At 74.8% G+C, this 15,064-nt stretch carries 5 protein-coding genes; 2 read left to right on the plus strand and 3 right to left on the minus strand.

Going from position 1 to position 15,064, the window contains the following annotated elements:
* Positions 1-158 precede the first annotated feature (158 nt).
* Both FHS34_RS31715 and FHS34_RS31720 read right to left on the minus strand, forming a co-directional pair.
* Complete coding sequence (locus FHS34_RS31715; RefSeq protein ID WP_184971872.1) at positions 159-4,007, minus strand: nSTAND1 domain-containing NTPase; 3,849 nt, start codon at positions 4,005-4,007, stop codon at positions 159-161.
* 177 nt (positions 4,008-4,184) lie between these two features.
* Entirely contained in the window at positions 4,185-4,553 is a 369-nt protein-coding gene (locus FHS34_RS31720; protein WP_184971874.1) for a hypothetical protein, read from the minus strand.
* 466 nt (positions 4,554-5,019) lie between these two features.
* On the opposite strand from FHS34_RS31720, the gene FHS34_RS31725 reads away from it, so the two are divergent.
* Positions 5,020-5,814: an SDR family NAD(P)-dependent oxidoreductase gene (locus tag FHS34_RS31725; RefSeq protein WP_184971876.1), complete on the plus strand. Its 795-nt coding sequence runs from the start codon at positions 5,020-5,022 to the stop codon at positions 5,812-5,814.
* Between the two features lie 668 nt (positions 5,815-6,482).
* Positions 6,483-9,269, plus strand: a complete 2,787-nt coding sequence (locus tag FHS34_RS31730) for a helix-turn-helix transcriptional regulator (RefSeq protein ID WP_184971878.1) — start codon at positions 6,483-6,485, stop codon at positions 9,267-9,269.
* A 356-nt stretch (positions 9,270-9,625) separates the two neighbouring features.
* Here FHS34_RS31730 and FHS34_RS31735 read toward each other — a convergent pair whose 3' ends face one another.
* Positions 9,626-15,046 carry a type I polyketide synthase gene (locus FHS34_RS31735; RefSeq protein ID WP_376773122.1) on the minus strand — a complete coding sequence of 1,807 codons (5,421 nt, stop codon included), beginning with the start codon at positions 15,044-15,046 and terminating at the stop codon, positions 9,626-9,628.
* Positions 15,047-15,064: the final 18 nt, after the last annotated feature.

A 15,064-nucleotide genomic window follows, 5' to 3' on the forward strand; every position in this document is an offset into this window, starting at 1 on the left:
CCCCGTTTTTCTGTGGTGAGGTCGTCCGGTGAAGCTGGGATGCGGTGGTGCGGGCACAGCCTGCCCGGCCGCGGTGCGCCGGTCCCCGGTGCCGCGGGGCCCTGTTCGGCCGGGCAACGGGCAACGCCCGGGAAACCGCGTCCGAGCAGGGCGGTTGCTCAGTGCGCCGGGGACGCCGGCCCGTCGGGTGCGGGCTCGCCGGGGAACAGGGCCCGGCGCGTCGCCGGGCCCATGTCCCGCTCCAGGCGGCAGATCTCCGTCAGCCGGGCCCGGGTGTCCAGGCTCCACAGCCGTACCGTGCCGTCGTTGCTGCTGCTCGCCACCGTCCGCCCGTCGGGTGCGAAGGCCACGCCCCACACCGCGTTGGTGTGCCCGGTGAGCGTGGCCCACGGCCGCCGTCCGGGCACGTCCCACAGCCGTACCGTACGGTCGTTGCCGCTGCTGGCGAGCAGCCTGCCGTCCGGTGAGAACGCCAGGCCGCGCACCGAGCCGGCGTGGCCCGTCAGCGAGACCAGGAGCCGGTGCCGGGCTGTGTCCCACAGGCGTACGATGCCGTCGTTGCCGCAACTGGCCAGCGTGTGGCCGTCGGGGCCGAAGGTGACGCCGCGGACGGCGCCGGTGTGACCGGTCAGCGTGGCCAGCCCGCGGTGCGTGCGCGCGTCCCACAGACGGACCGTCAGATCGTCGCCGGCGCTGGCCAGCGTGTGTCCGTCGGGACTGAACGCGACGTCGTTGACGTAGTCGGTGTGGCCGGTGAGGACGGCGAGCGTGCGGCGGCCGGGGACGTCCCAGAGGCGAAGGGTGCGGTCGGCGCCCGCGGAGGCGAGCGTACGGCCGTCCGGTGAGAACGCCAGCGCGAACACGGCTCCGCGGTGGCCGTGCAGCACGGCGCGCGGGCGACGGGCGGCCACGTCCCACAGCACGATCGTGCCGTCGGAGCCGGCGGAGGCGAGCGTGCCGCCGTCCGGTGTGAACGCCACGGTGGTGACGCTTCCGCGCGAGCCCGCCAGGGTCGTGGGCCGGCCACGGCCCCGGGCCGGATCCCACAGCCGCACGGTGTGATCCGCGTCTGCGGTGGCGAGCAGCCGCCCGTCGGGGCGGTAGGCGACGCCCGAGACCTCGGTGAAGGGGCGTGCCGCCAGGATCCGGCCGCGCAGGTCCCACAGGACCACGGACTGGTCGAACCCGCCGGTGGCGAGCAGGGTGCCGGTGGTGTCGACGGCCACGGACATCACGTAGTCGGTGTGGCCGGTCAGGGTCGTGACGAGCCGTCCGCTGCGGACGTCCCAGAGTCTGGTGGTGCCGTCGCCGCTCGCGCTGATCACCGTGGTGCCGTCGGGGGTGTAGGCCACGGCGTTGACGTCGTCGCTGTGCCCGGTGAGCGTCGCCGTGGCCCGGCGGCGCGCGACGTCCCACAGCCGTACCGTCCGGTCCACTCCCCCGCTGGCCAGGCCCTGGCCGTCGGGGGTGAAGGCCAGGCCGAGCACCTCGTCGGTGTGGCCGCGCAGGACGGCCGCCCGCCGGGCGCTGCCGGGGTCCCACAGCCGGACGGTCCGGTCCGCGCCGGCCGAGGCGAGCAGCCCTCCGTCCGGGGCGAACGCGAGCGCGTCGACCTGGCCGGAGTGGCCGGTGAGGCGGGCCGTCCGGCGGGGCGTCCCGGCCGTGTCCCAGAGCTGGACGGCTCCGTCGGCGGCGGCGACGGCGACGGTGTGGCCACGGGGGCCGAAGGCGACCGCGCGGGCCGCCCGGGTGTCCGCCGGCAGGAGGGTGGCCCGGGTGGAGCGGCCCGGCGACCACAGTCGTACCGGCCCGGCGGTCGCCGTGACGGCGAGGGTACGGCCGTCCGGGGCGAAGCTGATGGAGCGGATCCGGCCGGGGACGGTCAGCGTCGCGGTCGTCCGGTGGTCGGTCAGGCGCCACAGGCGGACCGTGCCGTCGGAGCTGCCGGTCGCCAGCAGGTGGCCGCCCGGCGCCAGGGCGACCGCGTTGACCGGGCCGTGGTGTCCGTCGAGCCGGGCCGCGAAGGGCTCGGCCTGGGTGCTCAGCAGGGCACCGCGGGCGGTGGCGGTCGGCTCCGTGCGGTAGGCCTCCGCGGCGAGCAGCATGGAGGCCTCGGGACGGCCCCCGGCCAGCAGGGTGGAGCGGGCGGCGAGGGCCTGGGAGCGGGCGAGGCGTTCCTGGGCGAGTGCGTCGGACCGCTGCCGGTAGGCGAGACCGCCGACGGCCAGGGCGCAGCCGAGCAGGACGACGAGGGTGGCCACCAGCGCCTGGCGCAGACGTACCTGACGCCGGGCCAGGCGCCGCCGGGTCTCCTCCTCCGCCCGGCTGGCGCCCAGGAACGCCTTCTCGACGGGGCCCAGCGGACCGAGGCCGTCCCGTTCTCCGGTCCAGGACCGTACGCTGTCCAGCCGTGTGCCGCGGTAGAGCGCGGACGGGTCGCGGCCCTCGCGCTCCCATTGGGCGGCGGCGTGGGCGAGTTGCTGGCGGACGAGGAGCCCGGCCCGGTCGGCGTCGATCCAGGCCCGCAGCCGGGGCCAGCTGTGCAGCAGGGCCTCGTGCGTGATCTCGACGCTGTCGCTGTCGACGGTGACGAGCCGGGCGCGGACGAACACGTCGAGGGCGGTGTCGGCGCCCTCCGCGTCGGCGAGCTGGCTCATGAGCGAGGCACGGCCGACCCGGCGCCGGGTGGTGCCGGTGCCGTCGGACACCCGCACGAGCCGGGACAGGATGCGCCGGATGGTCTGCTGCTCGGCGGGGTACAGCTGGGCGAAGGCGTCCTCGGCGGTGCGCGCCACGGCTCCCTGGATGCCGCCGGTGCTCTCGTACCCGGCGACGGTCAGTGTGTCGGCCTCGCGGTGGCGCCAGGTGGCCAGCAGGGCGTGGGAGACGAGGGGGAGCACGCCGGAGGGGATGCTCTGGGAGCCTGGTTCGCCGGTCAGCCCGGCGTCCCGCAGCAGCACGGGGATGAGGCCGGGTTCGAGGCCGATGCCGGCGAGTTCGGCGGGGCGGGTGATGGACTGGCACAGCTCGGCCGTGGTCATCGGCGGCAGTACGTGGAGTCCGTCGGCGAAGACGGGGGCGAGTTCCGGAAGGTCGAGACATCGGCCGGAGAAGTCGGCGCGTACGCCGAGGACGACGACCGCGGGGTCGTATCCGGGTGCCGGCGGCGGTGCCGCCAGGGTGCGCAGGACGCGAACGAAGGCGCGTCGTTCGGCCTCGTCGGGACAGAGGGTGAACAGTTCCTCGAACTGGTCGACGAGCAGGACGAGCCGGGGCGGGGGCGGTGGCCTGCGTCCGGCGGGGGCCGTGTCCGCGCGGGTGCGGGCGGCGGTCAGGAGGGTCTCGGGCCGCTCGCCCAGCCGGGCGGCGGTGAGGCCGAGGTCGCCGCCGAGGATCTTGGCGGTGCGTTCGAGCAGTTCGTCCAGCGGGTGGGCGGTGGGAGTGAGGGTGATCACCGGCCAGCGGTCGGCGCCCGCCATCGGAAAGCCGCCGGGGCGCCGGAGCGCGGGTACGAGACCGGCGTTGAGCAGGGAGGACTTGCCCGCGCCGGAGGGCGCGACGAGCAGCAGCGGCCCGTGTCCGATCCTGCCGAAGACCCGTTCCACGAGCGCGTCCGTGGCCCGCTCCCGGCCGAAGAACCGGCCGGCGTCCTGGGTGGTGTACGCGGACAGGCCGGGGTAGGGGCAGGCGGGGCCGGTGACATCGTTGCCGTCACCGGGCCGGGCCGGGCGCGGTGCCGCTACCAGGCGCAGCAACTCGCCCTCGGCGTCCAGGATCTGGTCGCAGCGGCGGGCGACGTCGACGGTGGCGCGCTTCGCGCCCGTCTCGATCTTGCTGAGATACCCCTTGCTGTAGTGGGTCTGTCTGGCCAGGTCGGCGAGCGACAGACCGCGTTGCTGCCTCAGTCGTCGTAGTTGTGCGGGGAAGGACGGTGTGGTCGGCACCGTCCGGTCCCCGTCGTTGTCGTTCCGGTTGCCGGTGTCGGCTCCCTGTTGCGGCTCCCCCAAGGCGTCCCCCATGGCAAGCGTGCCCAGGCCGTGAGACGGCGGAAGCCCAGGTTACTGCGGGGGTACGACAGGTGGCCCAGCCATCCGTACGGAGTGGCCGAAAACGAGCTTCCGGAACCGCGGTTGCGGTTCCGGAAGCTCTCCCCCGTGGCGCCCCTCAGTCAGCCGTGGGTGGGGTCACGGCCGGTTGAGGGTGATGGAGTTGATCGGCGTGAGGTCGGCGTACACGCCCGTGCTCTCGGCGATGGGGTTGCCGCAGCCGGCGCCGTTGTAGCCGGTGCACAGGCTGGCGGTCGCCCCGCCGTACTGGTTGTTGAGGACCCAGTGGCGGCCCACCTGGTTGCTGAGGTTGTGCGGGCCGTAGCTGTAGAGGACCAGGCTCGGCGACTGGGCCGGGTTCTGGTTCTGCGGGTAGACGCAGACCGCGCCGTCCGGGCAGCCCGCCCAGGGATCGCCCGCCGGCTTGGCGTGCGCCGCGCCGGTCATCGCCACCACCGCCGCCGCCGCGGTCGCGAACGCGGCAGCGCCGCGCGTCATCTTGCGCATGAGTTCCCCCTTGCAGTTCTCCTGCGTCGTCGCAGGTCGTGCTTGGCGTTGACGGCATCAGCGTGTCCGCCCGGGCCGCCGTGCGTCGACGGGTTTCCCGTCGCCCGTCGCCTCCGGTGCGGGGAAACCGTGTCCTACCAGGGAAGCCGGAGTGCTCGGGCAACCGGGTGAGGCGGGGGCGCCGTCGCTCTCCGGGGCCGCGCCGGCCCGACCGGGCGGGGCCGGCGACCGCGGGTCCGGCGTCCGCGGGTCCGACCCGGACGCGCCGTTTCCCGACTCGCGGGATGAACAATCACACGTGCACCCTGGTCCGGGCGGGGCCGCCGTCGGTCGTGGGCGGTCTCGCCGTCGGTGGACACGGCCGAACGGCCGATCGCGCTCGCGTCCGCCGCCCGTTCCGCGTGCCGGGCCGCCACACTTGACGGGCCGTGACACCCACGCGCCCACGAAGGGAACCCGTCCGCCCATGCAGATCGATCTGACAGGACGCACCGCGCTGGTCACCGGCTCGACCCAGGGCATCGGCGCGGCCATCGCCGTCGCCCTCGCCCGGGCCGGCGCCCGCGTGGGCGTCAACGGCCGGGACGAGCGGAGGGTGGCCGAGAGCGTCGAGAGGCTGGCGCGCCAGGCGCCCGGCGCGGAACTGGTGCCGGTGGCCGCCGATGTGTCCCACGACGAGGGTGCGGCCCGGGTGGCGGAGGTGCTGCCGCAGGTGGACGTCCTCGTCAACAATCTGGGTGTCTTCGGTGCCGCGGACCCATTGGAGATCACCGACGACGAGTGGCGGCGCTATTTCGAGGTGAACGTCCTCGCCGCCGTACGGCTCACCCGGCTGTATCTGCCGGGCATGACCGAGCGTGGCTGGGGGCGGATCCAGTACGTCGCCAGCGACTCGGCGGTCGTCATCCCCGCCGAGATGATCCATTACGGCATGTCGAAGACGGCACTGCTGGCCGTGAGCCGCGGCTTCGCCAAGAAGGCCGCGGGCACGGGCGTGACGGTGAACTCGGTCATCGCGGGACCCACGCACACCGGCGGCGTCGAGGACTTCGTATACGAGCTCGTCGACCGGGAACTGCCCTGGGAGCAGGCGCAGCGCACGTTCATGCGCGAGCACCGCCCGCAGTCGCTGCTGCAGCGGCTGATCGAGCCGGAGGAGATCGCCCACATGGTCGTGTACCTCAGCTCCGAGCAGGCGTCGGCCACGACCGGCGGAGCCCTGCGCGTCGACGGCGGGTACATCGACGCGATCCTGCCCTGACGGCCCCGGACCGCGCGGGTGCCCGAACGGGCACCACAAGCGCTTGCCCGTGACCGATGCCATGGCCCGTCATGCCCGGTTCCTTTCTTTAACCGTCCGGTAAATCAACGGACTGTAAAAGGACGCCTTGGCGGACGGGCCGGGCAGTAAGCAACGGACGTCACAAGGACGGCAGTTGACAACGTTGGCCTGGACAGATAGCGTTCCTAACTGCTATAGGAATCCAATCTTTATTCTCGCGACTTCACAGCAAAGCTCAGAACTCGATCAGCAAAACCGCGGAACGCCCCGAATCAATTTCAGCCAGTAATTGGCCGAAACTGTTCGCCCCATGGATTCCAGGCCTTCTCGCGGTCGTACCGTCGGTAAGCACCGGCACATCAATGCAAGGCGGCATTGGAGTCCGCCCACGGTACGCGGAAAAACGGGAGACCAGAGGATGCGACGCCTCTCGCGCGGAGCGGGCAGGACTCACGTCGGCCCACGCGCGAACACTGCGCCGCCGGTCAGGAGCCGTCCACCGAGGCCCGTACCGGTTCGGCGCGCCGCCTTTGCGGCGGCACCGTCGCCCTCACAGACTTTGCACGCACCGTCGCGCGACACCGACCCGTCACGCGGAAAACGGGGCACGATCCGGCTCGGCAGAAAGAATCCAGGGGGGATCCTCGATGCACCTTTTCGGCCGCACACGAGAACTGCAGGCCCTGACTGAGGCGTTCACCGACAGCACGCGGGGAAACGGCCGGCTCATGATCATCACGGGGGGTCCCGGATCCGGAAAGACCCAACTGGTCCACGAATTCCTCACCACACTGAACAGCACCGGCGCACGCATACTGACCGGTACGGCCTCCTGGGCGGAACGAGATCAGCCGCTGAGCCTGGTGGGCCAATTACTACGCAACGCCGAGGCGGAGTACGCGATATCACACCACGCCGCCCCGGCAGTGAACTCCTCGGCCAAAAACCGCCTCTCCCGGAACCCGGGGCCCCAGGCCCCGTCCGAGCCCTCCGAAGATGTGACGGCCGAGGCGCTCCAGCACCTCGTCCACGACGAACGGCCCCTGGTCATCGCCGTGGACGACGCCCACGCCATGGATGCGGCATCCGTGCGGACGCTCGTCCACCTGCTGCGCCGCAGCCGCTCCCGGCGGGTGCTGGTGGTGTGCGCGACCTCGGGGCATTTCGGCGAGATACGCTCGGCCGCGCACACCGAACTCCTCCGCCAGCCGCACCGCCGGGTACGGCTGGCTCCCCTGTCGGAGGCGAGTGTCGGCGAACTGCTCGCCGCCCAGGCCGGACGGGCCCTGCCGGGAAGCGTCCGCAGCGCCTACCACCGGGCCACCGCCGGCAGCCCCCTCCTCGTCCACGCCCTGCTGGACGACAGCACCGGCTTCGGGCCCGAGATCGGCCCACCCGTCGCCGGCACCGCCTACCGGCAGGCCGTGCTGTCGTTGCTCCGCCGCGGCGGGGCCGGCCACGCCCGGGTGGCCCGGGCACTGGCCGCGCTCGGCAGCCTGGCGGAGGCCGTACCCCTCGGAGAACTGGCCGGCACCACGCCCGTCGGCACCCAGGAAGCCGTGGACATCCTCAACTCCGCCGGACTCCTCGACGGTCACGCCTTCCGGCACCCGACCGCCGCCGCGGCCGTCCTGGAGGACATGGACGACGCCGCGCGCACCGGACTGCACGGCCGGATCGCCGACACGCTGTATCGTTCCGGCGCGCCCGCCGAAGAGGTGGCACGCCATCTCTCCGCCGCGGCTCTCGTCCCGGCGAGATGGGGCGCGGGCATCCTGCGCACCGCCGCGGAACAGGCGCTGGCCGCGGACGAGGTGGAACTCTGCACCGACTACCTCGGCCTGGTCCTGCGCGACTGCGCCGACGAACGCGAACGCCACGCCCTGTCCGTGGCCCTGGCACGCGCGCAGTGGCGCACCAACCCGGCGGCGGCCGGCCCCCATCTGGAACCGCTGCGCGAGGCCGCGCTGGACGGCGGCCTGAGCATGCGGGACACCGCCACCGTCCTGCGGTACATGCTCTGGCAGGGCGACACCGAGCTGGCCGCCCAGGCCGTGGCCACACTCGTGCACGCGCAGTCGCCTTCGGATGCCCAGATCATCGCCGAGGTGGAGTTCGTACGGCAGTGGTTCTACGGCGTCGCGCTGGCCGGCAAGGGCGCCCCGGCCGCCGGCCGCGACCCCCGCGGCCGCCATGTGCGCGCCGACGGCGGCGGACTGGCCGCGCGGGTCGCGGCGCTCATCGGCGGCGAGGCCACCGACGAGTCCGCGGCGGCCGTCGCCCAGGCTCTCCAGGGCCACCGACTGGACCATCTGAACCTGGAGTTGGTGGCGATGTCCCTGCTGGCGATCGCCCACGCGGACCGGCCCGCGGTCGCCGCCGACGCCTGTGACGCGCTGCTGGAGTGCGCCGGGCAGCGGCGCGCGACGACCTGGCAGGCCCTGCTCGGCGCGATCCGGGCGGAGATCGCCCTCCTGCAGGGGGACGTGGCCGCCGCCGCGCAGGGCGCGCTCGCCGCGCTCGGCATCCTGCGCGCGCAGAGCTGGGGGGTGCTCATCGGTCTCCCGCTGTCGACGGCGATCTCGGCGCTCACCGCCATGGGCTCCTGCGAGGAGGCCGAGGAACTGCTCAAGCACGATGTGCCCGAGCCGATGTTCCGCACCGTCTTCGGGATCCAGTACCTGCGCGCACGGGGTCACCACTACCTCGCCACCGACCGGCCCTTCGCGGCACTGGGCGACTTCGAGACCTGCGGGCGGCTGCTGCGGGAAGGCAACCCCAGCCTCCAGAAGGGCATCCCCTGGCGGTCCGACCTGGCCCTCGCCAACCTGCGGATCGGCAAGGCCCGCACGGCCCGGGAGTGGGCCGAGGAGCAGCTGCGGCTGCCCGGCGGTCACAGTTCCCGCGCCCGGGCCATGGCGCTGCGCCTGCTGGCCGCGACCTGCAAGCCGCACCGCAGGGCCTCGCTGCTGCGCGAGTCGATCGACCTGCTCAAGACGTGCGGCGACCGGTACGCGCTGGCCCAGGCGTACGCCGACCTGTCCGCGGCGCACTACGAGCTCGGCGAGTACGCCCGGGCCCGGCTGGTGGCGCGGCAGGCGGCACGGGAGGCGGAGGCCTGCCACATCGAGTCCCCGGTCGACGCGCACCTGCTGGAGGACCCGGCACGCCCCGAGACCACCGGGTCCGAGGGCGGCCCCGCCATCCTGAGCGACGCCGAGTGCCGGGTCGCCGGGCTGGCCGCGCTCGGGTACACCAACCGGGAGATCAGCAACCGCCTGCACGTCACCGTCAGCACCGTGGAACAGCACCTCACCCGGGTCTACCGCAAGCTCAACGTGGCCAGCCGTTCGGAGCTGCCGTCGAAGATGCTGGAGCACCGCATCCCGAAGCTCTCGGACCGCTGGGCCGGCACCCATTCGTCCGCGGGCTGAGCGCCCCGGGCGTCCCGTGGCCGACGTGCTCCCCCCGGGGGGGCTTCGTCGTCCGCGTGACGCCCGTCGCCGCGTCGTCCACGCACCCCAGGACGCCCCGTCGTCCACGCGAGCCAGGTGTCGCGTGGACCGCGCACACGGCGCGGCCCCGCGGTGACACCCCCGAGGGGGCCGCGCCGTGGCCGCCGTGGACACGGCGGGGTCCGGGGCACCCGGCGGATGTGCCGGGCCGCCCCGGGCCTCCCGTCCGGAGCAGGCGGGGCTCGCGGGGTGGGGCATCGCACCCCCTCCGGCCTGATCCGGCCTGATCCGGCCTGGTCCGAACGCAAGGCCCTGACCGGTCCGGGGTGGGCGGCTCAGCCGAGGCTGCCGAGTTCGTCGTCCAGGATGCCGAAGAGCTCGTCGGCCGTGGCCGTCTCCAGCCCCGCCCCGCCCGTGCCCCCGGTCCCGGCCTCGCGCCACTCCCCGGTGCCGTCCCAGCGCGCGCTGAGGGTGCGCAGCCGGGCGGCCACCCGGGCCCGCTGTTCCCCGTCCAGCGCTGCCGAGTCCAGCGCGGCACCCAGCAGCGCCTCCAGGCGCACCACTTCGGCCTCGACGTCGGCCAGGTCACCGGTGGTGTCGCCGCCCAGCTCCGCGAGGAGGTACCGGGCGAGGGCGTCGGCGGTCGGGTGGTCGAAGGTGAGGGTGGTGGACAGCCTGAGGCCGGTGTCGGCGCCGAGCCGGTTGCGCAGCTCCAGGGCGGCCAGCGAGTCCACCCCCAGGTCGCCCAGGGGGCGCTGCGGGTCGACGGCGCTGCCCGAACCATGTCCCAGGACGTCGGCGACATGTCCGCACACCGTCTCCACCAGCAGCCGGAGCCCGTCGGCCGCGCCCAGCCGGGCCAGCCGCCCGGGGAGCGGCTCCGCGGACGCCGGCGTCCCGGTCGCCGTGCGGGCGGTGCGTCGTACGGCGGTGGGGGCGAGGGCCCGTACCAGGGCGGGGGCGTCCGCGGTGACCTGGACCCGGACCGGCAGCAGCAGGGCCCGGTCGGCGGCGCGGGCGGCACCGGCGGTCAGCGCCCGGTCGAACAGGTCCAGGGCGCGGTCGGCCGGCAACGGCAGGATTCCGTCGCGGGCCAGCCGGCGCAGCTCGGTCTCGCCGAGCCCCGCCGCCATGCCCTCCCCCGTGTCCCACAGCCCCCAGCCCAGCGAGAGGGCCGGCAGGCCCTCGGCCCGGCGCCGCGCGGCCAGAGCGTCCAGGAAGGCGTTCCCCGCCGCGTAGTTGGCCTGCCCCGCCGCGCCCAGGGTGCCGGCGGCGGAGGAGAACAGGACGAACGCGGCGAGGCCGAGACCGCGGGTCAGCTCGTGCAGATGCCAGGCGGCGTCGGTCTTGGGGCGCATCACCGCCTCCAGCCGCTCGGGCGTGAGGTCGGTGAGGAGCCCGTCGTCCAGAACGCCCGCGGCGTGCACCACGGCGGTCAGCGGGTGTCCGGCCGGTACGGACGCCAGCAGGGCGGCCAGCTCGGCGCGGTCGGTCACATCGCACGCGGCGACGGTCACCGTGGCGCCCAGGGCGGCCAGCTCGTCCAGGACGCTGGGCTCGGGGACGCGCCCGCCGCGGCCGGCCAGCAGGAGGTGGCGTACGCCGTGCCGGGTGACCAGGTGCCGGGCCAGCAGCCGGCCGAGGCTGCCGGTGCCGCCGGTGACGAGGACGGTCCCCTCCGGGTCGAGGGCGGGCGCCGGGCCCGGCTCCGGATCGGTGACCGGGGCCAGTTCCGGCACGTGCACCGTGCCCGCCCGCAGGGCGAGTTCGGGGGCACCGGTGGCGACGGCGGCCGGGAGGGCGGCGGCCGAGGCCGGGGCGTCGTCGGTGTCGACGAGCACGAACCGGCCGGGGTGCTCGACCTCCGCCGCCCGCACCAGGCCCCAGATCACGGCCTGCGCCGGGTCCGGTGCCGTGTCGGCGTGCACGGCGACGGCGGACCGGGTGAGGACCACCAGCGGCGCGCCGTCCGGCGGGCCGGCCAGATGCTGCCGCAGGGCGCCGAGTGCCTGTGCGGCGGTCTCGCGGGCCTGGACGGGCGGTTCGGCGCCGGGCCCGTGCGCCGCGGTCACGGCCCCGGCCACGGTCAGCGTGCGGGGGGCCGGGAGGGGTCCGTCGGCGGTGACCGGGAGCGCGGTCCACCGTACGCGGTACAGGTCGCCGGGCGCGGGCGCCGCCGCGGCCAGCTGCTCGGCGGTCACCTGACGGATGCGCAGCGCGGCCACCTCGGCCACGGGCGCGCCCGTGCCGTCGTAGAGGCGCAGGGTCATGCGGTCGGCGCCGTGCGGGGTCAGGCGCAGCCGTACCGCCGTGGCCCCCGTCGCGTACAGGGTGACGCCCTCCCAGGAGAAGGGCAGGGTCATCACCTCCGGGTCCTGGCCGTCGAGCAGGTCGATGGCGTGCAGCGCCGAGTCGAGCAGCGCCGGGTGCAGTGCGAAGCCGTCGTCGGTGCCGGCGTCGGTGCCGGCGTCGGGCAGGGCGAGTTCGGCGCAGACCTCCTCGCCGAGCCGCCACGCGCCGCGCAGGCAGCGGAACGACGGGCCGTAGTGGTACCCCTGGTCGGCGAGGTGATCGTACGTGCCGGTGACATCGACGGGTACGGCGCCCGCGGGCGGCCAGTCGGTCGCGGCCGCCGGTTCGGGCGCGGTGCGCGGGGCGAGGACGCCGGTGGCGTGCCGGGTCCACTCGCCGTCCGTGCCTTCCTGGCGGGCGTGCACGGTGAGCCGCCGGCGCCCGTCGGCGTCCGGGGCGGCGGCGGCCACCTGGAGGTGGACGGCGCCCTGCCCGGGCAGGACCAGGGGCCGTTCCAGGGTGAGTTCCTCCAGCCGCGGGCAGTGGGTGCGGTCGCCGGCCTGGACGGCCAGTTCGACGAAGGCGCTGCCCGGCACGAGGACGACGCCCGCCACGGCGTGGTCCGCCAGCCAGGGGTGGGTGGCGAGCGAGAGGCGGCCGGTCAGGGCCATCCGGTCGTCGCCGGCCAGCTCCAGGGCCGCGCCGAGCATCGGGTGCCCGGCCGGCGCCTGGCCGAGTCCGGCCGCGTCCACGACCGCGCCGGGCTCGTCGTCCAGCCACAGCCGCCGGCGCTGGAAGGCGTAGGTCGGCAGGTCGGTGCGGCGGGCGCCGGTGCCGGCGAAGACCCGCCGCCAGTCGACGGGCACGCCGCGTACCTGGGCGGTGCCCAGCAGCATCGCGAAGGTCTGCTCCTCGTCGCGGTCGCGGCGCAGTGCCGGGACGAACGCCGACCGTTCGGCGTCGGCGACGGCGTGCGTCCCCATGGCCGACAGGACGGCGTCGGGGCCGAGTTCGAGGAAGGTGCGCACTCCGTCGGCCTCCAGTGCGCGGACGCCGTCGCCGAACCGGACCGCTTCGCGGACGTGCCGGACCCAGTACTCGGGGTCGCCCAGCTCGTCCTCGCCGGCGCGGGCCCCGGTCACGTTGGAGACGACGGGGATCGCGGGCGGTGCGTAGCGCAGCTCGCGGGCGGTCTTCTCGAACTCCGCCAGCATGGGGTCCATCAGCGGGGAGTGGAAGGCGTGGCTGACCCTGAGCCGCCTGGTGCGGCGGCCGGAGAAGGCCTCGGCCACGGCCTCCACGGCGGCCTCGGTGCCGGAGACGACGACGGCGCGGGGCCCGTTGACGGCGGCGACGGACACCTCGGGGCCGAGGTGGGGCAGCACCTCGTCCTCGGTGGCGTCGACGGCGAGCATCGCGCCCCCGGCGGGCAGCGCCTGCATCAGCCGGCCGCGCGCGGTGACCAGCCGGGCGGCGTCGGCGAGGTCCCAGACCCCGGCGACGTGCGCGGCCGTCAGTTCGCCGATGGAGTGGCCGGCCAGCCCGTCGGGGCGGACACCGTAGGACTCCAGGAGCCGGTACAGGGCGCTCTCCACGGCGAACAGGGCGCTCTGCGTGTAGAGGGTCTGGTCGAGCAGGGCGGCCTCCTCGGTGCCGGGCTCGGCCCACATCACGTCCTTCAGCGGACGGTCGAGGTGGGCGTCGAGCGCCTGGCAGGCCTCGTCCAGTGCCCGCCGGAAGGCGGGGTGGGCGGCGTGCAGGGCGCGGCCCATGCCGGGGCGCTGGGCGCCCTGTCCGGTGAAGAGGAAGGCGGTCCTGCCTCCGGCGGGCCGGCCGCGGACCACGGTGTCGGCGGCGGAGCCGTCGGTCAGCGCGGCGAGACCGGCCAGGAGTTCGTCGTGGTCGCGGGCGACGACCGCGCCGCGGTGGGTGAGGGCGGCACGGCCCAGGGCCAGGGAGCGGGCGACGTCGGGCAGGGGCCGGTCCGCGATCTCGCGCAGCCGTGCGGCCTGGGCGGCCAGTGCCTCGGGGGTGGCGCCGGAGAGCACGAGCGGCAGCAGGGGTGCCGGGGCCGGCTCCGGGCCGGGTGCCGGCTCCTCGGCCGGTGCCTCCTCGATGATCGCGTGCACGTTGGTGCCGCTGATGCCGAAGGAGGAGACGCCGGCCCGGCGCGGGCGGTCCGTGGCCGGCCAGGCCCGTTCCTCCGTCAGCAGCCGCACGTTCCCGCTCTCCCAGTCGACCTTCGTGGACGGCGCGTCCACGTGCAGCGTCCTGGGCAGCACGCCGTGGCGCATGGCCATCACCATCTTGATGACACCCGCGACACCGGCGGCGGCCTGGGTGTGCCCGATGTTGGACTTCACCGACCCCAGCCAGAGCGGCTCCTCGCGGTCCTGGCCGTAGGTGGCCAGCAGCGCCTGCGCCTCGATCGGATCCCCCAGCGTCGTACCGGTGCCGTGCGCCTCCACCACGTCCACGTCGGCGGCCGACAACCGCGCCGCCGCCAGCGCCTGCCGGATCACCCGCTGCTGCGACGGACCGTTCGGCGCCGTCAGCCCGTTCGACGCACCGTCCTGGTTCACCGCCGAACCACGCAGGACCGCCAGCACCTCGTGCCCGTTGCGCCGCGCGTCCGACAACCGCTCCAGCACGAGGACGCCCAGTCCCTCGGAGAACCCGGTGCCGGCCGCGTCGTCGGCGAAGGAGCGGCAGCGGCCGTCCGGGGACAGGGCGCCCTGCCGGCTGAACTCGACATAGGTGCCCGGTGAGGCCATCACCGTCACTCCCCCGGCCAGCGCCAGGGTGCACTCGCCCTGCCGCAGCGCCTGCGCGGCCAGGTGCAGCGTGACCAGCGAGGAGGAGCAGGCGGTGTCCACGCTGAGCGTGGGGCCCTCCAGGCCGAGGGTGTAGGCGACGCGGCCGGAGACGATGCTGCCGGAGCCGAAGCTGCCGAAGTAGTCGTGGTACATGACGCCCGCGAAGACACCGGTACGGCTGCCGCGCAGCGCGGCGGGGTCGATGCCGGCGTTCTCCAGCGCCTCCCAGGAGCCTTCGAGCAGCAGCCGCTGCTGCGGGTCCATGACGAGGGCGTCGTGCGGAGCGATACCGAAGAACGCGGCGTCGAACTCGCCCGCGTCGTGCAGGAATCCGCCCTCGCGGGTGTAGGAGCGGCCGGGCGTGCCCGGGGTCGGGTCGTACAGGTCCGGGTCCCAGCCGCGGTCGTCGGGGAACCCGGTGATGCCCTCCCCGCCGTCCGCGACCAGCCGCCACAGCTCCTCGGGAGACCGGACACCGCCCGGGTAGCGGCAGGCCATCCCGACGATCGCGACCGGTTCCCGGGCGGCCGCGGTCAGCGCGCGATTGCGTTCCCGCAGCCGCTCGATCTCCTTCAGCGAGGCGCGCAGCGCCTCGACCATCCTGGTGTCCGGCTTCTCGGACTCGGCCATGGTCCTCTTCCTTGTCACGGGCGTTGTCGGAGGGCG

Source organism: Streptomyces echinatus (assembly GCF_014203595.1).
Lineage (GTDB): Bacteria > Actinomycetota > Actinomycetes > Streptomycetales > Streptomycetaceae > Streptomyces > Streptomyces echinatus.